This is a genomic window from Cycloclasticus zancles 78-ME, assembly GCF_000442595.1.
Classification (GTDB): Bacteria; Pseudomonadota; Gammaproteobacteria; order Methylococcales; family Cycloclasticaceae; genus Cycloclasticus; species Cycloclasticus pugetii.
Map to the genome: position 1 here is coordinate 742,641 of NC_021917.1, position 22,211 is coordinate 764,851.

37 protein-coding genes are annotated in these 22,211 nt (G+C 39.1%); 29 read left to right on the plus strand and 8 right to left on the minus strand.

Translation table 11 applies throughout. The features are described from left to right. Window positions 1-2: 2 nt before the first annotated feature. From rplD to rplQ, 26 genes are all read left to right on the plus strand, one after another. Window positions 3-602: a 50S ribosomal protein L4 gene (gene rplD, locus CYCME_RS03660; protein ID WP_015006518.1), complete on the plus strand. Its 600-nt coding sequence runs from the start codon at window positions 3-5 to the stop codon at window positions 600-602. Then, window positions 599-892, plus strand: a complete 294-nt coding sequence (gene rplW, locus CYCME_RS03665; RefSeq protein ID WP_015006517.1) for a 50S ribosomal protein L23 — start codon at window positions 599-601, stop codon at window positions 890-892. Before rplD ends, rplW begins: the two co-directional genes overlap by 4 nt. A 20-nt stretch (window positions 893-912) precedes the next feature. Beyond that, window positions 913-1,740, plus strand: coding sequence for a 50S ribosomal protein L2 (rplB, locus tag CYCME_RS03670; protein WP_016389917.1), 828 nt, complete (start codon window positions 913-915; stop codon window positions 1,738-1,740). A 9-nt stretch (window positions 1,741-1,749) separates the two neighbouring features. After that, window positions 1,750-2,022, plus strand: a complete 273-nt coding sequence (gene rpsS / locus CYCME_RS03675; RefSeq protein ID WP_015006515.1) for a 30S ribosomal protein S19 — start codon at window positions 1,750-1,752, stop codon at window positions 2,020-2,022. Between the two features lie 14 nt (window positions 2,023-2,036). Beyond that, window positions 2,037-2,372, plus strand: coding sequence for a 50S ribosomal protein L22 (rplV, locus tag CYCME_RS03680; RefSeq protein ID WP_015006514.1), 336 nt, complete (start codon window positions 2,037-2,039; stop codon window positions 2,370-2,372). 14 nt (window positions 2,373-2,386) lie between these two features. Then, the gene (rpsC, locus tag CYCME_RS03685) at window positions 2,387-3,064 is read left to right on the plus strand and encodes a 30S ribosomal protein S3 (protein ID WP_020932177.1); all 678 of its coding nucleotides are present in this window, start codon (window positions 2,387-2,389) and stop codon (window positions 3,062-3,064) included. Between the two features lie 9 nt (window positions 3,065-3,073). Further along, the gene (gene rplP, locus CYCME_RS03690; protein ID WP_015006512.1) at window positions 3,074-3,487 is read left to right on the plus strand and encodes a 50S ribosomal protein L16; all 414 of its coding nucleotides are present in this window, start codon (window positions 3,074-3,076) and stop codon (window positions 3,485-3,487) included. Further along, window positions 3,487-3,684 carry a 50S ribosomal protein L29 gene (rpmC, locus tag CYCME_RS03695; protein WP_015006511.1) on the plus strand — a complete coding sequence of 66 codons (198 nt, stop codon included), beginning with the start codon at window positions 3,487-3,489 and terminating at the stop codon, window positions 3,682-3,684. Before rplP ends, rpmC begins: the two co-directional genes overlap by 1 nt. After that, window positions 3,681-3,941 carry a 30S ribosomal protein S17 gene (gene rpsQ / locus CYCME_RS03700; protein ID WP_015006510.1) on the plus strand — a complete coding sequence of 87 codons (261 nt, stop codon included), beginning with the start codon at window positions 3,681-3,683 and terminating at the stop codon, window positions 3,939-3,941. The genes rpmC and rpsQ overlap by 4 nt, the downstream gene beginning before the upstream one ends. Window positions 3,942-3,960: 19 nt before the next feature. Continuing rightward, a complete protein-coding gene (rplN, locus tag CYCME_RS03705; protein ID WP_015006509.1) occupies window positions 3,961-4,329 on the plus strand; it encodes a 50S ribosomal protein L14 in 369 nt (122 codons plus the stop codon). A gap of 15 nt (window positions 4,330-4,344) precedes the next feature. Beyond that, the gene (gene rplX, locus CYCME_RS03710) at window positions 4,345-4,662 is read left to right on the plus strand and encodes a 50S ribosomal protein L24 (RefSeq protein WP_015006508.1); all 318 of its coding nucleotides are present in this window, start codon (window positions 4,345-4,347) and stop codon (window positions 4,660-4,662) included. A gap of 15 nt (window positions 4,663-4,677) precedes the next feature. Then, on the plus strand, window positions 4,678-5,223 hold the full coding sequence (rplE, locus tag CYCME_RS03715) for a 50S ribosomal protein L5 (RefSeq protein WP_015006507.1): 546 nt from the start codon (window positions 4,678-4,680) through the stop codon (window positions 5,221-5,223). Window positions 5,224-5,226: 3 nt separating this feature from the next. Next, window positions 5,227-5,532 (plus strand): 30S ribosomal protein S14, encoded by a 306-nt coding sequence (rpsN, locus tag CYCME_RS03720; protein ID WP_015006506.1) that lies wholly within the window; start codon window positions 5,227-5,229, stop codon window positions 5,530-5,532. Between the two features lie 15 nt (window positions 5,533-5,547). Beyond that, the gene (gene rpsH / locus CYCME_RS03725) at window positions 5,548-5,946 is read left to right on the plus strand and encodes a 30S ribosomal protein S8 (RefSeq protein ID WP_015006505.1); all 399 of its coding nucleotides are present in this window, start codon (window positions 5,548-5,550) and stop codon (window positions 5,944-5,946) included. Between the two features lie 13 nt (window positions 5,947-5,959). Next, window positions 5,960-6,493, plus strand: coding sequence for a 50S ribosomal protein L6 (gene rplF, locus CYCME_RS03730; protein WP_015006504.1), 534 nt, complete (start codon window positions 5,960-5,962; stop codon window positions 6,491-6,493). An 8-nt stretch (window positions 6,494-6,501) separates the two neighbouring features. After that, window positions 6,502-6,855, plus strand: a complete 354-nt coding sequence (gene rplR, locus CYCME_RS03735; protein ID WP_015006503.1) for a 50S ribosomal protein L18 — start codon at window positions 6,502-6,504, stop codon at window positions 6,853-6,855. An 8-nt stretch (window positions 6,856-6,863) separates the two neighbouring features. After that, complete coding sequence (gene rpsE / locus CYCME_RS03740) at window positions 6,864-7,373, plus strand: 30S ribosomal protein S5 (protein ID WP_015006502.1); 510 nt, start codon at window positions 6,864-6,866, stop codon at window positions 7,371-7,373. A gap of 5 nt (window positions 7,374-7,378) precedes the next feature. Further along, on the plus strand, window positions 7,379-7,564 hold the full coding sequence (gene rpmD / locus CYCME_RS03745; RefSeq protein ID WP_015006501.1) for a 50S ribosomal protein L30: 186 nt from the start codon (window positions 7,379-7,381) through the stop codon (window positions 7,562-7,564). A gap of 1 nt (window position 7,565) precedes the next feature. Then, window positions 7,566-7,997 carry a 50S ribosomal protein L15 gene (gene rplO, locus CYCME_RS03750; protein WP_015006500.1) on the plus strand — a complete coding sequence of 144 codons (432 nt, stop codon included), beginning with the start codon at window positions 7,566-7,568 and terminating at the stop codon, window positions 7,995-7,997. Window positions 7,998-8,000: 3 nt separating this feature from the next. Further along, a complete protein-coding gene (secY, locus tag CYCME_RS03755) occupies window positions 8,001-9,335 on the plus strand; it encodes a preprotein translocase subunit SecY (protein WP_015006499.1) in 1,335 nt (444 codons plus the stop codon). 23 nt (window positions 9,336-9,358) lie between these two features. After that, on the plus strand, window positions 9,359-9,472 hold the full coding sequence (gene rpmJ, locus CYCME_RS12895; RefSeq protein WP_016389921.1) for a 50S ribosomal protein L36: 114 nt from the start codon (window positions 9,359-9,361) through the stop codon (window positions 9,470-9,472). Between the two features lie 76 nt (window positions 9,473-9,548). Next, window positions 9,549-9,905, plus strand: coding sequence for a 30S ribosomal protein S13 (gene rpsM / locus CYCME_RS03760; protein WP_015006498.1), 357 nt, complete (start codon window positions 9,549-9,551; stop codon window positions 9,903-9,905). A 25-nt stretch (window positions 9,906-9,930) separates the two neighbouring features. Continuing rightward, complete coding sequence (gene rpsK, locus CYCME_RS03765) at window positions 9,931-10,317, plus strand: 30S ribosomal protein S11 (protein WP_015006497.1); 387 nt, start codon at window positions 9,931-9,933, stop codon at window positions 10,315-10,317. A 13-nt stretch (window positions 10,318-10,330) separates the two neighbouring features. Next, on the plus strand, window positions 10,331-10,957 hold the full coding sequence (rpsD, locus tag CYCME_RS03770) for a 30S ribosomal protein S4 (protein ID WP_015006496.1): 627 nt from the start codon (window positions 10,331-10,333) through the stop codon (window positions 10,955-10,957). Between the two features lie 19 nt (window positions 10,958-10,976). After that, complete coding sequence (locus tag CYCME_RS03775) at window positions 10,977-11,981, plus strand: DNA-directed RNA polymerase subunit alpha (RefSeq protein WP_020932178.1); 1,005 nt, start codon at window positions 10,977-10,979, stop codon at window positions 11,979-11,981. 15 nt (window positions 11,982-11,996) lie between these two features. Continuing rightward, window positions 11,997-12,389, plus strand: coding sequence for a 50S ribosomal protein L17 (gene rplQ / locus CYCME_RS03780; RefSeq protein WP_020932179.1), 393 nt, complete (start codon window positions 11,997-11,999; stop codon window positions 12,387-12,389). A 62-nt stretch (window positions 12,390-12,451) separates the two neighbouring features. On the opposite strand, the gene fdxA is transcribed toward rplQ, so the two are convergent. Together fdxA and CYCME_RS03790 are read right to left on the minus strand one after the other, a co-directional pair. Beyond that, on the minus strand, window positions 12,452-12,775 hold the full coding sequence (gene fdxA, locus CYCME_RS03785) for a ferredoxin FdxA (RefSeq protein WP_015006493.1): 324 nt from the start codon (window positions 12,773-12,775) through the stop codon (window positions 12,452-12,454). Between the two features lie 95 nt (window positions 12,776-12,870). Next, complete coding sequence (locus CYCME_RS03790; protein WP_020932180.1) at window positions 12,871-13,632, minus strand: sulfite exporter TauE/SafE family protein; 762 nt, start codon at window positions 13,630-13,632, stop codon at window positions 12,871-12,873. A 103-nt stretch (window positions 13,633-13,735) separates the two neighbouring features. On the opposite strand from CYCME_RS03790, the gene cysB reads away from it, so the two are divergent. Further along, window positions 13,736-14,710, plus strand: a complete 975-nt coding sequence (gene cysB / locus CYCME_RS03795) for an HTH-type transcriptional regulator CysB (protein WP_020932181.1) — start codon at window positions 13,736-13,738, stop codon at window positions 14,708-14,710. A gap of 14 nt (window positions 14,711-14,724) precedes the next feature. On the opposite strand, the gene CYCME_RS03800 is transcribed toward cysB, so the two are convergent. Together CYCME_RS03800 and gshA are read right to left on the minus strand one after the other, a co-directional pair. Beyond that, complete coding sequence (locus tag CYCME_RS03800) at window positions 14,725-15,441, minus strand: phosphoadenylyl-sulfate reductase (RefSeq protein ID WP_015006490.1); 717 nt, start codon at window positions 15,439-15,441, stop codon at window positions 14,725-14,727. A 112-nt stretch (window positions 15,442-15,553) separates the two neighbouring features. Further along, window positions 15,554-17,137: a glutamate--cysteine ligase gene (gshA, locus tag CYCME_RS03805; RefSeq protein WP_020932182.1), complete on the minus strand. Its 1,584-nt coding sequence runs from the start codon at window positions 17,135-17,137 to the stop codon at window positions 15,554-15,556. 90 nt (window positions 17,138-17,227) lie between these two features. On the opposite strand from gshA, the gene CYCME_RS03810 reads away from it, so the two are divergent. Beyond that, window positions 17,228-18,022, plus strand: coding sequence for a thermonuclease family protein (locus CYCME_RS03810; protein ID WP_020932183.1), 795 nt, complete (start codon window positions 17,228-17,230; stop codon window positions 18,020-18,022). 24 nt (window positions 18,023-18,046) lie between these two features. On the opposite strand, the gene glp is transcribed toward CYCME_RS03810, so the two are convergent. Genes glp through CYCME_RS03830 form a run of 4 tightly spaced genes read right to left on the minus strand, consistent with a single transcriptional unit; the run spans window position 18,047 to window position 21,533 of the window. Further along, window positions 18,047-19,315 (minus strand): gephyrin-like molybdotransferase Glp, encoded by a 1,269-nt coding sequence (gene glp / locus CYCME_RS03815; protein ID WP_020932184.1) that lies wholly within the window; start codon window positions 19,313-19,315, stop codon window positions 18,047-18,049. A 1-nt stretch (window position 19,316) separates the two neighbouring features. Continuing rightward, window positions 19,317-20,021, minus strand: coding sequence for an energy-coupling factor ABC transporter ATP-binding protein (locus CYCME_RS03820; protein ID WP_015006486.1), 705 nt, complete (start codon window positions 20,019-20,021; stop codon window positions 19,317-19,319). Further along, on the minus strand, window positions 20,018-20,719 hold the full coding sequence (locus tag CYCME_RS03825; protein WP_015006485.1) for an ABC transporter permease: 702 nt from the start codon (window positions 20,717-20,719) through the stop codon (window positions 20,018-20,020). Before CYCME_RS03825 ends, CYCME_RS03820 begins: the two co-directional genes overlap by 4 nt. Next, window positions 20,712-21,533: a substrate-binding domain-containing protein gene (locus CYCME_RS03830; protein ID WP_015006484.1), complete on the minus strand. Its 822-nt coding sequence runs from the start codon at window positions 21,531-21,533 to the stop codon at window positions 20,712-20,714. The genes CYCME_RS03825 and CYCME_RS03830 overlap by 8 nt, the downstream gene beginning before the upstream one ends. 306 nt (window positions 21,534-21,839) lie before the next feature. On the opposite strand from CYCME_RS03830, the gene CYCME_RS03835 reads away from it, so the two are divergent. Beyond that, a complete protein-coding gene (locus CYCME_RS03835; protein WP_015006483.1) occupies window positions 21,840-22,202 on the plus strand; it encodes a PilZ domain-containing protein in 363 nt (120 codons plus the stop codon). Window positions 22,203-22,211: the final 9 nt, after the last annotated feature.

Below are 22,211 nucleotides of genomic sequence, written 5' to 3' on the forward strand. Positions count from 1 at the left end.
TTATGAATATTCAAACGCCTGTCGTAGGTAAAGATGTTTCTGAAGCGGTCTTTGGCCAAGAATATAACGAGGGGATAATTCATCAACTTGTTGTTACTTATATGGCGAATGCTAGAGCAGGAACACGTGCGCAAAAAACTCGATCAGAAGTAAGCGGTGGTGGTATCAAGCCATGGAAACAAAAAGGAACTGGTCGTGCTCGTGCAGGAACAATCAGAAGTCCTATTTGGAGAACTGGTGGTGTAACGTTTGCAGCTAAACCTCAAGATCACAGCAAAAAATTAAATAAAAAAATGTACGCTGTTGGTATGAAGTCAATTTTATCTGAGCTTATCCGTCAAGATAGATTGGTAGTTGTTGATGAGCTAAGTATTGAAGAACCTAAAACAAAATTATTAAATGCTAAATTGGCTGAAAATGGCCTAAGTAATGTTTTAATCGTTTTAGCGGCTGAAGACGTTAATTTGCAATTAGCTAGTAGAAACGTACATAAAGTTGATGTTTGTACTGCTTATGAAATTGATCCTGTTTCTTTACTAGCATATGAAAAAGTTTGTATAACAGCTGATGCAATTGCATTAGTAGAGGAGCGCTTAAAATGAATCAGGAATTCTTATTGCAGTTAATTACTGCGCCTGTTGTTACGGAAAAAAGCTCTATTGCTGCTGACCTTAATAATCAATATGTCTTTAAGGTTGATAGCAGTGCTAATAAAGCTGATATCAAAGCTGCCGTTGAAAAACTATTTAGTGTAGATGTTGAGTCTGTAAAAACATTGAATGTAAAAGGAAAAGTTAAACGCTTTGGTAAAGGTTTTGGTAAAAGATCAGATGTAAAAAAAGCGTATGTTCGTATTAAATCTGGGCAAGAAATAGAATTTGTTTCTGCCTAACTGGAAGATAAATTAATCTTATGGCTATTGTAAAATCAAAACCAACTTCACCAGGCTCACGCTTTGTAATCAGAGTAAAAAATGCTGAGCTTAGTAAGTCTGCACCACATGGGCCGCTTTTAGCTAAAAAAAGCAAGTCAGGCGGGCGCAATAATAACGGAAGGATCACTACAAGACATCGTGGTGGAGGTCACAAGCAACATTATCGTATTATCGACTTCAAAAGAAACAAATTCGATGTACCTGGTAAGGTAGAAAGTCTGCAATATGACCCAAATAGATCTGCCAATATTGCGCTGATACTATATAATGACGGCGAAAGACGATACATCATTGCACCAAAAAACTTAAATGTTGGTGATGAAGTGATTTCTTCTGAAGTAGCTCCAATTACAGTAGGCAATTGTTTACCAATGAGGAATATACCTGTTGGTACACAAGTACACTGTGTTGAGTTAAAACCAAATAAAGGTGCCCAAATAGCACGTAGTGCAGGTGCTGTTGTGCAAATTGTTGCGAGAGATGGTGACCATGTTACGTTAAGGTTACGCTCTGGCGAAATGCGCAAGGTTTTATCTGGTTGTCGAGCAGTTATCGGAGAAGTTGGTAATTCTGAGCATAGCTTGATTTCCCTTGGTAAAGCCGGGGCAAAACGTTGGAGAGGTGTTAGACCAACTGTACGTGGTGTTGCTATGAACCCTGTTGATCACCCGCATGGTGGTGGTGAAGGTCGTACTTCTGGTGGTCGCCACCCGGTATCTCCATGGGGTATGCCAACAAAGGGTTATAAGACGCGTAAAAATAAGCGTACTGATAAATTAATAGTTAGAAATAGAACAAAACGTTAAGGATATATTGTGCCAAGATCCATAAAAAAAGGCCCTTTTGTTGATCTTCATTTAATGAAGAAAGTAGAAGCAGCCGCAGAAAGTAATAATCGTAGACCAATTAAAACTTGGTCTAGACGTTCAATGATCTCGCCAACTATGGTTGGTTTGACGATAGCTATTCACAACGGAAGACAGCATATGCCGGTATTGATTACCGAAAATATGGTTGGCCACAAATTAGGTGAGTTCGCGTTAACGCGTACATACCGTGGTCATGTTGTTGACAAAAAATCCAGATAAACATTGGTGCAGTGATGGAAGTTAAAGCTAAATTAAAAAACGCTAATTTTTCAGCCCAAAAAGGCCGATTAGTTGCAAATCAAATCAGAGGCATGGATGTTGAGAGTGCTTTGAATTTATTGGGTTTTAGTACACGTAAAGCAGCAGATAGTTTCAAGAAACTTCTTAATTCTGCTATTGCTAATGCTGAACATAATGAAGGTGCTGATGTAGATGAGTTATATGTTTCAACAGTATTTGTTGATGAAGCACCTACTTACAAACGATTTAAAGCGCGTGCTAAAGGTCGTGGTAATAAAATTCTTAAAAGAAACTGCCATCTAACTATTGAAGTTAGTGATACTAAATAAAAGAGTAAATAAATATGGGTCAAAAAGTACATACAACTGGTATACGCCTTGGTATAGTTAAAGATTGGAATTCGCGTTGGTATGCTAGTTCACAAGCGTATCCTGACATGTTAAAACAAGATTTAATTGCACGTGATTTCTTAAAAAAGAAATTAATGGCAGCTTCTGTAAGCAAAATCCAAATTAATCGTCCTGCTGGTAATGCACAAATTACAATACATACGGCTCGTCCTGGTATTGTTATTGGTAAAAAAGGTGGTGATGTTGATTCGCTACGTGCGGAAGTAAGTAATATCATGGGTGTGCCTGTCCAGATAAACGTCGAGGAAATTCGTAAGCCTGAACTGGATGCTCTTTTAGTAGCTGAAAGTGTTGCGCAACAGCTTGAGCGTCGAATTATGTTCAGACGTGCAATGAAAAGAGCGGTTACTAACACCATGCGATTAGGTGCTGAAGGTATCAAAATTAAAGTAAGTGGACGTTTGAACGGTGCAGATATTGCTCGTAACGAATGGTACAGAGAAGGACGTGTTCCACTACATACACTTCGTGCTGATATTGATTATGGATTTACTGAAGCACTAACTACATATGGTATTTTAGGTATCAAAGTGTGGATCTTCAAAGGTGAAGTTTTTGACGAAAAGTCTGCCCTACCAATCTTAGGTAATAAGGAAGCGACGGGAGAATAGGTAAGCGATATGTTACAACCAAAAAAAACTAAATTTAGAAAAGCACATAAAAACAGAAACACTGGACTTGCACATCGTGGTAGTAGTGTTAGTTTTGGTGAATTTGGCTTGAAATCTATTGAACGCGGTAGAATGACTGCGCGTCAAATTGAAGCTGGTCGTCGTACTATTACACGTCATATTAAGCGTGGTGGTAAGGTTTGGATCCGCGTGTTCCCAGATAAACCAATTACAAAAAAACCTCTTGAAGTACGTATGGGTAAGGGTAAAGGTAGTGTTGAATTCTGGGTTGCGCAAATCAAACCAGGAACTATGTTATTTGAATTGCAGGGTGTATCAAAAGAGTTAGCAGTTGAGGCCTTTGATTTAGCTGCTGCAAAACTCCCTTTTAAAACAAAATTTGCTGAACGGACAATAATGTAATGAAGGCATCAGAATTAAGAGAAAAAACAGTTCAGGAGCTTAACGAATTATTGCTTGAATTAAGAAAAGAGCAATTTAATTTACGTATGCAAAATGCTACTGGTCAATTAAATCAAGTTCATCAATTTGGTGAAGTACGTGGTGATATTGCTCGTATTAAAACTATTTTGAATGATCAAGCAGGTGAATCTAAATGAGTGCAAAAGAGCAGACTCTAAGAACTATATCTGGTGTTGTGACAAGCAATAAAGGTGATAAAAGCATCACTGTAAAAGTCACTCGTCAAGTTAAACATCCTTTGTATGGCAAGGTGATTAAACGATCAACTAAATATAATGCTCATGACGAAAGTAACGAATGCTCTGAAGGCGATATCGTTTCTTTAGTTTCTTGTCGACCTGTTTCAAAGTCGAAATCATGGAAACTTCATGAAATCATTGAAAAAACTAAATAGAGTGAGTGGGAGTTAAGTAATGATTCAGATGCAGACAAGACTTGATGTGGCAGACAACAGCGGTGCCCGCAATGTTATGTGTATTAAAGTACTAGGTGGTTCTCATAAACGCTATGCTAAAATTGGTGACATCATCAAAGTCAGCATTAAAGATGCGATCCCACGTGGCAAAGTAAAAAAGGGTGATGTTCATAATGCAGTCGTCGTTAGAACAAGAAAAGCAATACGTCGTCCAGATGGTTCAGCTATTCGTTTTGATGGTAATGCGGCGGTGCTTTTAAATGCAAACTTGCAACCAATTGGAACTCGTATATTTGGCCCTGTTACTCGCGAATTAAGAAATGAAAAGTTTATGAAAATCATTTCTTTAGCGCCTGAAGTGATTTAACTGATTGAATTAATTATGAATAAAATAAAGAAAGGTGATGAAGTAATCGTTTTAACAGGGAAAGATAAGGGTAAAAAAGGCCTAGTTCTTTCTGTTGTTTCTGATGAAAAAGTTTTGGTTGAAGGAATTAATTCAGTAAAAAAACATCAAAAACCTAATCCTAATAAAGGTATTGAAGGTGGGATTATTGAGAAGCAAATGCCAATCAATGTCTCTAATGTTGCTATCTATAATGCTCAAACTAACAAGGCTGATAGAGTTGGTTTTAAAGTACTTGAAGATGGTAAGAAGGTTCGTTACTTCAAATCAAATAATGAAGTGCTTGACGCTTAAGAAATAGAGAATTTTATGTCAAATTTAGAAGAACGCTATAAAAAAGAAATCATTCCTGCTTTATTAAAGGAATTGAATCTTAAGACTGTTATGGAAGTGCCTAAGATCACTAAAATAACACTTAATATGGGTGTTGGTGAGGCTGTTGCTGATAAAAAAATTATCCAAAATGCTGTCTCTGACCTAGAAAAGATTTCAAGCCAGAAGCCAATTATTACGATTTCAAAAAAATCAATCGCTGGTTTCAAAATAAGGGATGATATGCCAATTGGCTGTAAAGTCACTTTACGAAATGAGCGTATGTATGATTTTCTTCAGAGACTTATCTCAATTGCAATTCCTAGAATTAGGGATTTTCGTGGCTTAAGTGATAAATCTTTTGATGGACGAGGTAACTACTCTCTTGGTGTAACTGAGCAAATAATCTTCCCTGAAATTGATTACGACAAGATTGATACGCTACGTGGGCTGGATATTGCTATTACGACAAGTGCTAAGAATGACGAGCAAGGTCGTGCTTTATTGAAAGCATTCAATTTTCCCATTAAACAACAAGGTTAAGAAATGGCTAAGAAATCAATGATAGCTAGAGAAAATAAACGAATTCGTTTAGTGGCTAAATATGCTGCCAAAAGAGCAGCGCTTAAAGAAATTATTAGAAACCCTAAGTCTACTTTTGAACAAGTAACAGAGGCACAAACAAAATTAGTGTCTTTACCTCGTGATTCAAGTGCGTCTCGTGTTCGTAACCGTTGTAATATGACCGGTCGACCACATGGCTACTATAGAAAGTTTGGTCTTGGACGTAACAAGTTACGTGAAGCTACGATGCGCGGTGATGTACCGGGCTTATCTAAAGCTAGCTGGTAAAGAAGGAGTATTAAAATGAGTATGAGTGATCCAATTGCAGATATGTTAACTCGCATTCGTAATGCGCAGTCTGCTGAAAAAGCTGTAGTTAGAATGCCCTTTTCTACTAAAAAACAAGCATTAGCTAACATTTTAGAACAAGAAGGTTTTGTAAGTGGTTCGACTAAAATCGAAGACTCAAAAAGTAAGCCTGAGTTAGAGATTACGTTGAAATATTTTCAAGGTAAACCAGTTATTGAGACAATCGACCGTGTCAGCAAACCTGGTTTACGTATTTATAAATCAAAAGATGAACTTCCTAAAGTTAAGGGTGGTTTAGGTGTGGCTATTATTTCTACATCTAAAGGCTTGTTAGCTGATCGTACAGCGAGAGCTGAAGGTCATGGTGGTGAAGTTCTTTGTTACGTAAGTTAGGTTAGGTTTTATTATGTCAAGAATTGCGAATAATCCAGTTGTATTGCCTGCAGGTGTAGAGTTCAACAATGCTAACGGTCACTTATCTGTTAAAGGTAAAAATGGCGAGCTTAGCTGTGAATTGTTTAAGTGTGTTGATATTGATGTTAACGATAACGTTCTTTCCTTTAAAGCAAATAATAAAGTGAAAGGTTCTATCGCATTAACCGGTACTCAACGAGCGCTTGTTAACAATATGGTCGTTGGCGTAACTGATGGGTTTGAAAAGAAATTAGAATTACGTGGTGTTGGTTACAGAACACAGGTTAAAGGAAAAACTCTTAACTTAACCTTAGGTTTTTCTCACCCTGTTGAATATGATATTCCAGAAGGTATTACGATTGAAACACCTTCTCAAACTGAAATTGTTATCAAGGGTTGTGATAAACAATTAGTTGGTCAAGTTGCTGCTAATATTCGTGCATATCGTTCGCCAGAACCATACAAAGGTAAAGGTATTAGGTATGTTGGTGAGCACGTTGTTATGAAAGAAGCTAAGAAGAAATAGGCGGAATAATGAATAAGAAAACTTCACGTTTGCGTAGAGCAACCAAAACAAGGTCACGTATTAAAGAAAGTGGAAAAGCACGTTTAAGCGTGCACCGTTCACCACGTCATATATACGCACAAGTAATGACTGCTGATGGATCTAAGGTGCTTGTTTCCGCATCTACACTATTAAGTGATATTAAATCATCAGTAAAAAATTGTGGAAATATTGAAGCAGCCAGCGTAGTTGGTAAAACTATTGCTGAACGTGCCGTAGAAGCAGGTATAAAAGAAGTTGCTTTTGATCGTTCTGGATATAAATATCATGGCCGCGTTAAAGCTCTAGCTGACGCTGCACGTGAAAATGGATTGGAATTTTAGAGGCAATTATGGCATCACAACCTGGACAAAATAATCAACAAGACGATTTACAAGAAAAATTAATTACCGTTAGAAGAATTTCTAAAGTAGTTAAAGGTGGACGTCAATTTAGGTTCTCTGCACTTGCTGTTGTAGGTGACGGTAACGGTCGTGTTGGTTTTGGTATTAGCAAAGCACGTGAGGTTCCTGTAGCTATACAAAAGGCGATGGAACAAGCACGCAAAAATATGGTTACAGTTAATTTAAGTGAGCATACATTGCAATATCCAATTACTGCTAAATATGGCGCTGCAGAAGTCTTTATGAAACCGGCTTCTGATGGTACTGGTATTATTGCTGGTGGCGCAATGCGTGCTGTATTTGAAGTTGTTGGTGTGCATGATGTGCTTGCAAAATGTGTTGGAAGTAACAATCCTGCTAACGTTGTTAGAGCAACTATTAAAGGTTTATCTGATATGACGAATGCTGAACAAGTTGCTATGAAACGTGGAAAATCAGTCGCTGATATCATCGGGTAATAATAATGAGTGAAAAGAAAATCAAAGTAACAATGATTCGTAGTAAGAATGGTCGATTAGCATCACATAAAGCATGTGTTGCTGGTTTAGGCTTACGCAAAATCAATCAATCAGTTGAAGTTATTGATACACCTGAAAATCGAGGCATGATCAATAAAATTCATTACATGCTTAACGTAGAAGAGATTTAAAATGTTACTAAATACAATTAAACCAGCTGCTGGTAGTACAAAACCTGCAAAACGCGTTGGCCGTGGTATCGGCTCTGGATCAGGTAAAACTTGTGGTCGTGGTCATAAAGGTCAAAAATCACGATCAGGTGGAATGCCTAAAATCGGTTTTGAAGGTGGTCAAATGCCAATACAGCGTAGGCTTCCTAAAATTGGATTTACCTCTGCTAAAAAGAAATTAACAGCAGAAGTTAGGTTGCATGAGTTAAATAACTTAAATGATGAGATTGTTACAATTGAATCATTGATCGCCGCTAATATTGTTCCTGTTTTTACTAAAAAAGTTAAAATTATTTCATCTGGTGAATTGACTTCAGCGGTAAAATTACAAGGAATTTCTGCAACTGCTGGTGCCGTTAAGGCAATCGAAGCAGCTGGCGGCAGTTTAGCTTAATCAATGTCTGTACTTGGTTCATCAGCCTCAGGCGCAACTGGCGGGTTAAGCAAATTACCTGAACTACGAAAACGATTGTTTTTCGTTCTTGGTGCTTTGTTTGTGTTTCGTATTGGCGCGCATGTGCCAGTTCCTGGAATTGACCCTAAGGCACTATCATTAATGTTCGAGCAACAAGCTGGAACTATTCTTGATATGTTTAACATGTTCTCAGGTGGTGCGCTCAAAAGACTGAGTATTTTTGCGCTTGGAATAATGCCGTATATTTCTGCGTCTATTATTATCCAGTTAATGACGTCTGTTGTTCCAAAATTTGAGCAACTTAAAAAAGAAGGTGAATCTGGAAAACGTAAAATAACTCAATATACACGTTATTTCACGGTAGTACTTGCAACGTTTCAAGCGTTTGGTGTTGCTACAGCAATTCAAGGGCAATCTGCTGGCGGCTTACCGGTGGTATTTAATCCAGGTTTTGCTTTTATGTTTACCGCAGTAGTTACACTTGTCAGTGGGACGATGTTTCTTATGTGGTTAGGGGAGCAAGTTACTGAACGTGGAATTGGTAACGGTATATCAATTATCATTTTTGGTGGTATTGTTGCAGGATTACCGAGTGCTATTGGTGGTACACTCGAATTAGTTAGAACAGGCGAAATGAACGCATTTATGGTTATTATGCTGTTCTTTATAGCTGTTGCTGTGACGGCATTTGTGATTTTTGTTGAACGTGCTCAGCGAAGAATCACTATAAATTACGCTAAACGTCAGCAAGGTAATAAAATGATGGCGGGTCAGTCTAGTTTTTTACCGTTGAAGCTTAATATGGCGGGTGTGATCCCACCCATTTTCGCTTCAAGTATAATTTTATTTCCTTCAACTATTGCAGGTTGGTTTGGTAACAGTGAAGGAATGGGGTGGTTGCAAGATGTATCTAGTATGTTATCTCCGGGCCAGCCAATTTATGTGTTGCTTTATGCAGCAGCGATTATATTCTTTTGTTTTTTCTATACTGCATTAGTATTTAATTCAAGAGATACGTCGGATAACCTTAAAAAATCAGGTGCTTTTATTCCTGGTATCCGGCCTGGTGAGCAAACAACTAAATATATAGATGCGGTTATTACAAAATTAACGTTGCTTGGTGCTATGTATATTACGGCTGTTTGTTTGTTACCTGAGTTTTTGATTGTTTATTGGAATGTGCCGTTTTATTTTGGTGGAACATCATTGTTAATTATCGTTGTTGTTGTCATGGATTTCATTGCGCAAATGCAAAGTCACCTTATGTCACAGCAATATGAAGGTTTAATGAAAAAAGCGAACCTTAAAAACAAATAAGTTAAGGTTAGTAGGAGTAAATTATGAAAGTAAGAGCATCAGTAAAGAAAATTTGTCGCAATTGTAAAGTTGTTCGTCGTAATAGAGTAATACGCATTATCTGTAAAGATGGGCGACATAAGCAACGTCAAGGCTAATATTTAAGCTTGTAGTTATTCGAAATAAAGATTAAAATTGCCGGTTTTCTACTGGCCAAAATAACGGAGAGAATTAATGGCACGTATCGCTGGTATTAATATACCTGATAATAAGCACATTGTTATTTCACTGACATCTATATATGGCGTTGGTCTTACTAGATCAAAAGCTATTTGTGCTGCAGCTGGAATTGATACAACAACTAAAGTTCGCGAACTATCTGAAGATCAATTAGAACTGATACGTGAAGAAGTCGGAAAATATTTAATAGAAGGCGATTTACGTCGTGAAGTTTCTATGAATATTAAACGCTTACTAGATTTGGGTTGCTTCCGTGGAATCCGTCATCGTAGAAGTTTACCTGTTCGAGGCCAACGTACTAAAACAAACGCTAGAACCCGCAAGGGCCCTCGGAAACCAATTAGAAAGTAAGATTCAATTAAAGGATATTTGAAGTATGGCTAAACCAAGTCGTAGTAAGAAGAAAGTTAAAAAAAATGTAGTTGATGGAATTGTCCATGTACATGCTACATTTAATAACACGATCGTTACCATAACAGACCGTAAAGGCAATGCACTATCTTGGGCAACTGCTGGTGGATCTGGATTTAGAGGTTCACGTAAAAGTACACCTTTTGCAGCTCAAGTTGCTGCAGAACGTGCTGGTGAAGTTGCGAAAGATTTTGGAATGAAAAATCTTGAAGTTAAGATTAAAGGTCCAGGTCCTGGTCGTGAATCTGCAGTACGTGCATTAAACAATATTGGTTTTAATATTACTTTTATTGAAGATGTAACACCTATTCCACATAATGGCTGTCGTCCGCCAAAGAAACGACGTGTATAACTAGGAAATTATTATGGCTAAATATACTGATTCAAAATGTCGTTTATGTCGTCGTGAAGGCGAGAAGCTTTTCTTGAAAGGCGAAAAATGCTACACAGCTAAATGTGCAATGGAAAAAAGAGCATACCCTCCTGGTCAACACGGGCAACGTCGTACTCGTTTGTCAGACTATGCATTACAGCTTCGCGAAAAACAAAAACTACGTCGTATTTATGGCGTACTTGAAAAACAATTCCGTGGTTATTATGCTGAAGCAGCCCGTATTAAAGGCTCTACCGGTGAAAACTTATTGCAATTGTTAGAATGCCGTCTTGATAATGTCGTTTACAGAATGGGCTTTGCTGCTTCACGCTCTGAAGCAAGACAGCTTGTTAGACATAACGGAATTGTTGTTAATGGTGTTCGTGTGAATATTCCTTCGTTTCAGGTTAAATCTGAAGATGTTATCGAAGTAATGGAAAGCTCAAAGAACCAAAACCGTATCAAATCTGCTCTTGAATTTGTTGAGCAACGTGGTGTGCCTGAGTGGATAGAGCTTGATATTAAAAAAATGCAAGGTATTTTCAAAGTCAAACCTGAACGTTCTGACTTACCTGCAGAAATCAATGAACATCTTGTTGTTGAGCTGTACTCTAAGTAATCTTTAAAGAGGAAATATAATGCAAAATTTACTTTCAGGTTTTTTACAGCCTAAGGTTACAGGAGTTCAATCTATATCTCCTACATGTTCTAAAGTTACCATAGAACCAATGGAACGCGGATATGGTCACACTTTAGGTAATGCTTTAAGACGTGTTCTTTTATCTTCAATTTCAGGTTGCGCAGTGACCGAAATTAAAATTGACGGTGTTTTACACGAGTACACAACAATCGATGGCGTCCAAGAAGATGTTATTGATATCATGTTGAATCTTAAAAATCTTGCGGTTAATCTTAATGCAAAAGATGAAGCCTATTTGACAATCGAAAAATCTGGAGAAGGTCAAGTTACTGCTGCTGACATTCAAATTGATCATGATGTTGAAATAGCGAATCCAGAACTTGTTATCGCCAATTTAACTGCTAATGGTAAGCTTTCCATGTCAATTAAAGTTGAACGGGGTTCAGGTTATCAGACTGCCGCTTCACGTAAACAAGATGATGAAGATTTGCCGATTGGTACGCTTTTATTAGATGCTTCTTTTAGCCCTATTAAGCGCATCTCTTATAATGTAGATACAGCTCGCGTTGAGCAACGTACTAACCTTGATAAGCTTATTATTGAGCTTGAAACAAATGGTACGACTGATCCTGAAGAAACGATTAGAGCTGCTGCAACGATTCTACATCATCATATTGCTGTTTTTGTTGACCTTAAAGACATTGTAGAAGTTCCTGAGGAACCTAAAGAACCTGAGTTCGATCCTATTCTATTACGTCCTGTTGACGATCTAGAACTGACGGTTCGATCAGCAAATTGTTTGAAAGCTGAACAAATTTTCTACATTGGTGACTTAATTCAACGTACTGAAGTTGAATTATTAAAAGCGCCAAATCTTGGTAAAAAATCATTAACAGAAATTAAGGATGTTCTTGCTTCAAAGGGCATGTCTTTAGGTATTCGTCTTGAAAACTGGCCACCATCTAGTTTAATTACTAGTGATAGAGCTGTAGGTTCAATTTAATTTAAGGATTTAACTATGCGTCATCGTAAATCAGGTAGGCAACTTAATCGTAATAGCAGCCACCGTAAAGCAATGTTTAAAAATATGGCTAACTCTCTCATCGGTCATGAGGTTATTCGTACAACATTACCTAAAGCCAAAGAGCTTCGTCGTTTCATTGAACCTCTTATTACTTCATCTAAGGAAGATACTGTTGCTAAAAGACGTTTAGTTTTTGCACGGTTAAGAGATAGAGACAGTGTTACGAAACTGTTTAATGATCTAGCTCCTCGTTATAAAGATCGCCCTGGTGGTTATCTACGAATTCTTAAATGTGGATTCAGAGCTGGTGATGCTGCGCCTATGGCGTATGTTGAATTAGTCGATCGTGATGTGGAATCTGGTTCGGAAGAAATTATCGAATCTTGATCTGCTTGATAAGCATAAAAAAACCGGGCTAAGCCCGGTTTTTTTATGCTTAAGTGTTTTATTTATCTTTCTAAATAGTCTAATTTGTTTTCTTTGTTTGCCCACTCATCTGCATCTTCAGGTGCATCTTTTACATCAGTGATAACAGGCCAAGTTTGGGATAGGTCGGCGTTAATTTGAATAAATTCTTCTTGCCCTTCGGGTAATTCATCTTCTGAATAAATGGCTTCTACAGGGCACTCAGGTTCGCATAGTGTGCAATCAATACACTCATCTGGGTCGATGACTAGGAAGTTTGGCCCTTCATGAAAGCAATCTACTGGGCATACATCTACACAATCGGTGTATTTACATTTGATACATGATTCGGTTACTACGAATGTCATTTTATAATCCTTGTTGGTTTGTTTCTGTTGTTATTATATTCAATTTGAGAATCTAGCTCACATAAAATTGAATGTACTGTGATTTAATTGCCGTGTTAAATCGCAAACTTAATGCCAATTAGTAATAAAATGGTTGCGACGATATATTTTAATGTTTTCTCAGGCAGTTTTTCACCGACCATAGTGCCTAGATAGATTGCTGGCAATGAGCCAATGATCAAACTGATTAATAATTGGAAATCTATATGCCCTAATTGAAAATGTCCTAGGCCTGCTACTGCAGTTAGCGGTACAGCATGTGCTATGTCGGTGCCTACTATGGTTCTGGTTCTTAAACGAGGGTAGAGGAGTAATAAAAGCGCACCACCAATAGCACCTGCCCCAACTGACGATAAGGTGACCAGTATGCCTAGCACAAGGCCTAAGCAGATAATAATAAATGGGCTTGGCGTGTAGTCAGCAGGTTTTTTGAAGTGCCTTGCTATATTGTCTTTAAAAACTATAACTGCTGAGGTCAAGATTAGCATAATGCCTAGACTAATCGATATAATGCTTTCAAATGCTTCTGCTGATAAATTAAAGTATTGGATGATGTATATGCAAGATATTGAGCCTGGGATGCTACCTAGGCATAGATTTTTTACAATCATCCAGTCAATATTTTTAAGTTTTTGATGTGACCAAATGCCGCTTGCTTTTGTAATGGCTGCGTATAAAAGGTCTGTGCCAACAGCAATCGCTGGTTGAACGTTGAAGCCAAGAACAAGTAGAGGGGTCATCAAAGAACCACCACCTACACCCGTTAGGCCAATCACGAAGCCTACAGCTGCGCCTGCTAATATATATAAGTAATCCAATGGGAGAAACCGAGCTATTAATATAACCTTGTAATATAAATCAATTCTCTTATAATAAAAAGGAATATATATTTCTATATTTATAACAAAAGAATATTAATCTATGAAGTTACAACAACTCCGTTATATCTGGGAAGTTTCAAAAAACAATCTTAATGTGTCAGCGACAGCTGAAACAATTTATACCTCGCAACCGGGTATAAGTAAACAAATTCGTATTTTAGAAGATGAGTTAGGTATTCCCATTTTCACTCGTAATGGCAAGCATTTAACTGACATGACGCCGGCCGGAAAAAAAATTATTAGCATAGCGGGCGAAATGTTAATGAAGGCAGAGAATATTAAAAATATTGCTAAAGAATATAAAGATCAAACAAAGGGCTTGCTATCGATTGCAACAACACATACTCAAGCACGTTATGCTTTACCGTCTATCATCAAAACATTTATGCAAGAAATGCCAGATGTTAGCTTAGATATTCAACAAGGTACGCCGGTACAAATTTCTGAAATGGTATCGCAAGGGAAAGTGGATCTTGCCATTGCAACGGAGGCTTTAGAGTTATTTGATAACTTAGTCATGATGCCTTGTTATTCTTGGGAACGGTGCATATTGGTTCCGAAGGGCCATGCGTTAACTAAAATTGATCGGCTAAGCCTTATTGATGTTGCGCTACACCCGCTGATAACTTATGTGTTTGGCTTTACTGGGCGATCTAAATTAGATGATGCATTTAAAGCACAAGGTTTAAGTCCAGATATTGCTTTAACAGCGGTAGATGCGGATGTCATTAAGACATATGTCAGGCTTGGACTTGGGGTAGGGATTGTTGCGCGGATGGCCTATGACGAACAAGTAGATAATGATCTGGTGGCATTAGATGCTGGACATCTTTTTGGCACCAGTATCACTAAAATAGGTATCCGTAAAGATACCTTCTTACGTGGCTATATGTATGAGTTTATACATTTATTTGCGCCGCATCTAACACAAGCAGTCATCAATCAAGCGATGGAACTTAAGGAGCAATCGGCTATTGATAAGCTATTTGAGGGAGTAAGTTTACCTCATTTCTAAGGGGCAATAACTTTCTAGCGAGGTTTGCTTAAACTTGAGTGTAATCCGCATTCTTTACTCTCTGCAGCTTCCCACCACCATCGCCCCTCTCTAGGATCTTGGTGCGGTAAGGTGGCCCTTGTACAAGGTTCACAACCAATACTAATAAACCCTTGGTTATGTAACGGGTTAAACGGGACTTCCAGAGCACGTATATACGACCAGACCTGTTCTGAAGTCCAATGACACAAGGGGTTAAACTTTAGCAGTTCCGTGTTTTTGCCGCTAAAAGCAGTGTCAATTTCAGCAATATTAAGGCTATCACGAGTGGCTTTACTTTGGTCACGTCGTTGGCCTGTTATCCAGCCAGAATAAGCCGTTAAATGCTGCTTTAATGGCTGAACTTTCCTAATGCCGCAACATTCTTTATGGCCATCTTGGTAAAAGCTGTATAAGCCTTTTTCGTGGGTTAAAGCTTGTAAAGCATCTTGGTTGGGGGATAAAACGGTAATTTTAATTTTATAATGGTCCATCACTGTTTGGATGAACTGGTATGTCTCAGGGTGAAGTCGTCCGGTATCTAAGGTGAAGACATTTGGTTTTAATCCAAGTTTGCATGCCATATCAATCAATATTACATCTTCGGCACCACTGAATGAAATAGCGAGGTCATCTAGCTGCGTGTAAATGGTTTTAAGAATGTCTCGTGGTTGCTTATTGTCCAGTTGGCTTTGGAGTGTTTGGATGTTCATATTAAGGCTCTAGTAAATGGCTAGCTGTCAGTGTAGCAAGAATCATCTATTTCAAAAATTCTAAAATGAGATATGAATAGAAGTAATGGTGTGTTGATATTAGATAAAATAACTAAACATTTTTAGTTTGCGCTAAATAGCGTTCTAAAAACTCATCAAATTCGATTGTATCACTGCTTTCTATCTCTCGTTGTTCGTCGATAGACTGTTGCCTTGCTTTTTCAAAACACTGCTGTTGCTCATTGTTGATGCTGTGCTGATTGAAGAAGGTATGATGTTTCTTGACCTGTTTCATTGCAAATTTAAAAAATGGAAGTTCTTGCTCTTTCATGGCCTTGAGTATTTTTGCAGAAGGGGTAAGTTCCACATCATTCAATTTAGCGATCTGTGCGGCGAGTGAATTGCTGTATGGTTTGGTTTTATCATCGGCATCAAGCGTCTCACAAAGCAGAGTCATTTCTTGGCAAATTTCTAATCCCCAATCTTTTAAGCTGATGCTGTCACCATTACGGCGTAACTTTAATCCTGGCTGTCGACCAGCAGAGGCGACTAAGGTTAAGTTTTTATCTACGCAAGCTTTATCCTCTGATGAAAGGGAAGGGCTGTCAGCCAATAAGCAAAAGATCATAAAGGCTTCTAAAAAGTGTAACTGTTGTTCATTAATGCCGGCAGGGTCAAATGGGTTTAAGTCCACTGAACGAAGTTCAACATAACGTATACCGCGCTTTTTTAACGCTTGACTAGGGCTTTCCCCTGAGCGAGTAATTTGTTTAGGGCGAACGTTGCTGTAGTACTCATTCTCAATTTGCAAAATATTGGTATTAAGTTGCTGGTATTGTCCATTAGCGTCTTTAACGCCAAAGGCCTCGTATTCAGCAAAAGGCGTTTGCGTAGCAGCTATTAGTCGAGCGACATACTTGTCAAGGCTGTTGTATGAAATGTTGATGTTCGATTGACTGTCATTTTTATAGCCAATATCGCTCATTCTAAGAGAGGTGCAATAAGGTTTGTACAGTGTGCCGGCATCAAACTCTTCGAAATCGTCGTGTTCTTGACCTTTAACGAACGATTTACAAATAGCAGGTGACGCGCCGAATAGGTATAAAATTAACCAGCCGTATCGGTGTAGGTTTCGTGCCATATCCATATATGACTGCGAAATGAAATCTTGCCTAGGCCGCGTGTCTTGCTCTAAAGATTGGTAAATGGGCCAAAACTTCTCTGGCAGAGAGTAGTTAAAGTGTATGCCTGCGATGGCTTGCATGCTTCGGCCATAACGGTGCCATAAACCAATTCGATAAATATGTTTCATTTGGCCAATATTGGATGAGCCATAATTGGCAATAGGAATACTCATGTCTCCATCAACAATACACGGCATGCTGGTACCCCATAACATTTCATTACCAAGGTGTTGGTAAGTATAGGAATGTACGGCCTCCATAAAGTTTAAGGTATCGGTCGTCTTGCTAAAAGGTGGGGTGATAAATTCGAGCAATGCCTCTGAATAATCAGTGGTGATGTAAGGGTTTGTTAAGGCAGATCCAAGGCCAGTAGGATGTGGGCTTTGAGCTATGTTCCCTTCAGGGGTTACGCGCAAACTTTCTTTTTCAATACCTTTTAATCCGTCACAAAGTGCGTCACCTTGCTGGTGATCAAGAAATTTTTTGAGTCTTTTTTGTATGCGTAAATACAACCTACACCTACCTGTTATTATTTATTGTTAAAAAGTTAATAGCCATAGGTATTATGGCTGAGCTAATTATAGGCTAATGGGCGGTGCAATATGTTAATTGATCATATTAAAAAAGACATTATCAGTCGGGCTTTTAGCGTTGTTTCTATCAGGCAATTTACATTCGTTACTTTTTTGCTGCTGTATCTAGTCGCGTGTTCTACCGTTCAGGCTGGGTCGTTATTAAAAGTAATCAATGTTATTGATGGTGATACTGTTGTGCTTAAAAATGGTTTGACGGTTCGTTTATTAGGCATTAATACGCCTGAAATGGGTTACAAGGGACGGGCTATTGAAGCAGGGGCCGTTGCGGCAAAAAAGGCGTTGAAAAAATGGGTATTAAACAAAATGGTTTTAGTTGAATACGATGTCGAACAAAAAGATCGCTATGGTCGTATATTGGCGCATCTATTTTTAGACGATGGCCAACACATTAATTTAGAAATGCTTCGTAGTGGTCAAGCGACCCTGAGTATTCATCCACCTAATCTTCGATATGCCCATCGTTTTAAAGCGATGCAACGACAGGCCGAGAAAAAGAAAATGGGTTTATGGTCCCTGCAGGCTTATCAGAAAAAGGCGGTTGAGGATATTGCAAAAAATAGAGCTCAGGGCTGGGGGCGTTTTAGTGGGCAAGTCCAAAAAATAACGAGGGGTAAAAAAGGTGCAAAGTTGTGGCTATCTGATGAAGTGTATATTTGGATTAGCGTTGAAAACAAACGTTATTTTTTAACGTTAGACAGCTATAAAGGTAAACAACTTGAGGTTCGTGGTTGGCCTAGAAAGAGAGGCCAGTTGTGGTCAATTAACGTCATTCACTCAAGCCAGATTTTAATTGAGACTTAGCATGTTTTATGGGCTTATAAAGCCTTAAAAAAGGGCCGAAAATGGCTGGGTTATTACCCAGTCGCCTTTATTGATGGAGGGGCGCTCGTGTTCAAGAATGATAAAGGCATTTGCATCACTCATTGATCGTAAGATACCAGAGCCTTGTTTTCCTGTGGTGCTGACTTCCCATTCGCCGTCATTGTTCTTTGATAAAAATCCACGCTGGAACTCAGTACGTCCTGCAATTTTTCGAATAGAGTGTGTGCTCTTGGCTTGAATAGTTGGGCAAATTAATGGTGTTGTTAGCCCCATCATTTTTTGTAGGCAGGGTAAGGCAAATTGATAAAAGGTGACCATGACTGCGACAGGGTTACCGGGTAAGCCAAAAAACGTTGTATTGTCTATATGGCCAAAGGCAATGGGCCTACCGGGTTTTATAGCGACTTTCCAAAAATTGATAGAGCCAGTTTCTGCGAGTATTTGTTTGGTGTAATCGGCGGCTCCAACAGACACGCCGCCAGAGGTGAAAATAACATCGGCACTGTTTGATGCTAGTTTAAAAGCGCTGCGTAATTGTTCGGGGTCGTCTGCAATGATGCCCATGTCTAATACCTTGCAGCCTATTTTCTTTAATGCAGAAATCATACTGTAGCGGTTACTGTCATAAATACAGCCCTCACGTGGAGGCTCTCCAAGGCTAAGAAGTTCATCACCGGTTGAAAAAACAGCAATGGTTAGTGGTGTTTTAACATGAACTTCTGAAATACCTAAAGAGGCAATGAGACCAATTTGTGGCGGTGTTAATTTAATGCCTGCTTCCAAAACAGTATGATTTTGTTGGATATCTTCGCCTGCTTGGCGAACATTTTGTCCGTTTTTATGCCGTGCATCAATATGAATGGTGTTGTCATGTATTTCTACATGTTCTTGCATAATAACGGTATCGGCAGCGTCAGGCATTTGTGCGCCAGTCATTATTTGTAGGCACTCGCCTTGCTTTAAGCGACCTTTATAAGGGTGCCCAGCAACAATACGACCAACAATGTTTAATGTTTTGATTTCCCCGCTGCTGGGTAAATCAGTATGTATTATTGCATAGCCATCAACGGCTGCATTGCGGTGTGAAGGAACGTTGATTGGCGAAAGAAAGGGGGCTGCGAGTATTCGGTCAACAGCCGAAGTTAATGGAATATGTTCACTGCCGCTTTTTTCTGCAACAGCGTTTAACATTTTCAGCAAGGCGGCATCGACGCTTAAGGTGTCTGCTTCATCGTCGTCGCTACAACTACTTTGTACATCTACTCTATTCATATTATGAAGTTTTTTTTGCGGTGTTTATCATTGTCACGTTATTTGAATTAGGTGGACGTATTAGGGCATTACCATGCTCAATATGAATATGGTGATCGGCAATATGTTCAACAGTATGTGCTTCGTGGCTGCTGATCATAATGGTAACCCCTTCATCTTTGAGTCGCTGTAATAGCTTGGCTGTTTGTTGTTTTGCAGTACTGTCCATGCTTGCGGTTGGTTCGTCTAGCAGCAATAAGCGCGGCGATAAAATACGTGCGCGAGTCAACGCAACACGTTGTTTTTCACCGCCAGATAATTGTTTGGCTGGGCGGTGGGCAAGATGCGATAAATCTGCCCAATCTAATGCTTGCGTGACTTTTTTATGCACATTGCTTTTGCGTTCGCCTGATCGATACAGTCCATAAGCAATATTGTCAGTAACGCTGGCATCAAATAAATACGGTTGTTGATGTAAATAGATGATGTCTTTTTGGATGTAAGCTTTGGCTTGCTTCCAGTTGAGCGTTAAACCTTGGTAGTTAATGCTGGCTGAATCAGGCTTTAATAAACCACTCATTATTTTTAATAACGTGGTTTTTCCCGATCCATTTTGACCAGTTAAGAGTGTGCATTGGTGGGCGGGTATATCGAGATGCTTGATATTTAAAACCAGTTTTCCAGACAAGGTAATGGCGAGGTTTTTATAACTAACTAATGTGCTCATGCTTTTAATTCCCCTTTACCTTGAAAGATCGAAATGCCTGCATTCAAGCTTAAGGACAGTAACAGTAAAACCATGCCAAGTGCAATGCCTTGAGCGAACTCGCCTTTGCTGGTTTCTAAGGCGATAGCGGTAGGAATGTTACGTGTGGAGTGAAGAATATTACCGCCAACCATCATAGAACAACCAATTTCAGCAACCACGCGACCAAAGCCGGCAACAACAGCAGCAATTAAGCCAAAACGTACTTCGTATATTAGTGTGAAAAAAGCCCTCCAAGGCTTTGCGCCTAAGGTGATAGCCGTTTCCCAAGCGCGCCGGTCTGCAGCTTGAAAAGAGGCATGAGCCATTGCGACTAATAATGGAAAGCTCAGCATAACTTGGCCGATAACCATTGCTTGGCTGGTGAATAAAAGCCTCAAATCTCCTAATGGGCCGCTACGCGATAAAATTAAATAAAGTGTTAAGCCAACAATGACGGCGGGGACAGACATAAAGGTATTAAATAAAGAAATGAGCACTCTACGCAAGGGAAATTCGAAAAAAGCCAATATAAAGGCAATCAGCATCGCAAAGGGCGTGGCAATCAAAATAGCCGACATAGATACGCCAAATGAGAGCGAGATAATTTCCCAAATATCATCATGACCGCTCAGTAACAACTGAAAGGCATTTATGCAAGCTTGGCTTAAATCATTCACTGGTCATGACGTCTTTAATGGCGGTTGGGTAAAAAAGACGTTGCTCGTTTTTTTGAAAGGTATCGATAAGGCGTTGTCCTGCTGGCGAGGTTACCCAAGCTATAAGTGACATGGCTTTTAAGTATTGAATGTCTTTATGCAAAGCAGGATTTACCGCAATAATGCCATAAGGGTTTTTTAGTAAAACACTGCCTTGATTTAAAATAGTGAGTGACAGTTTGTCTTTATAGGCCAGCCAAGTGCCTCGGTCAGTTAAGGTATAAGCGCCCAATTCATCAGCCATTAACAATACTTTTCCCATGCCTTGTCCTGCTTCCTTATACCAAGGGCCACGGGGCTTCAAATTAGCTTGGCCCCATATGGAGCGTTCTTTATTATGCGTTCCAGAATTATCTCCACGAGAAATAAAAGACACTTGCTTAGCGGCAATTTGCTTGAGTGCATTCAGTGTGTTTTTCTGGTTTTTAATATGAGCAGGGTCGGTAACAGGGCCGACAATGACGAAGTCATTTTCCATCACATCACGTCGATTAACGCCAAAACCTTCGGCAATAAAAATATTTTCGGCTTGTCTTGCATGAACCATCACAACGTCGGCATCGCCTTTGCGGGCCATTTGAAGTGCTTTGCCGGTTCCTACGGCAATTACATCAACTTGGATGCCCGTTTGCTGAGTAAAGGCGGGTAGTAATTGTGCCAAAAGACCTGAATTCTCAGTGCTTGTTGTCGTTGCTAGGCGTAAGGGGTCTTGAGCATAACTTATGGCGCTAAAAATCAGCGATAGAAGAGTGATAAGTAGACAGCTTTTTTTCACTTTATATAGAGAGTCTTTAGTTTAAAAATTCAATGTTAACGTTGGGATGCTAACGGAGCAAGGGAAAGCATTATTTTATCGCTTAGTCGCAGCAATTAGCCGTGTTGTTAAGGTGTTTTGTCTTTATTTGCAGGCCTGTACAATAGATGGCTGAGGGTATGAAGAAAAACACAATAAGGTTATTAACATTAGCGGTAAGGTGATCTGTATTGTTGTTGGTTGGGCAGGTACAGAGCTAAAACTGTTGTACACGAAAACCTTAGAAACTATTTAATTGCGACTTACTTAGAGTAAGGTGGATCTATAGTGCGAGTTTATGAACGACAATATGTAAGAGTTGACTATCAACAAGAGGTGAAGTTGGAAACAGCCGAGCGTATAACGTTGATAGTGAGAGGGGAAAATATTTCTGTAGGTGGGTTAGGCATCTGCTGTGACCAAATGACCGCGCAAATGATTATGCCGAAAGGCTATCAATTAAATCCAGCAAAACCACTGCACTTGGGTGTTGAATTTGAGATGGAAGATAACTCGCTTAAAGCCACGTGCAGCATACAAAATAGTTACCGCTTAGCACAGGATTTATTTTGTTTTAACCTTAAGTTCATACGGCTTGAACAACAGGGGCAGCAACAATTAGAAAACTTCATACAGCAGCAACGGTTGTAGGGGGCGATA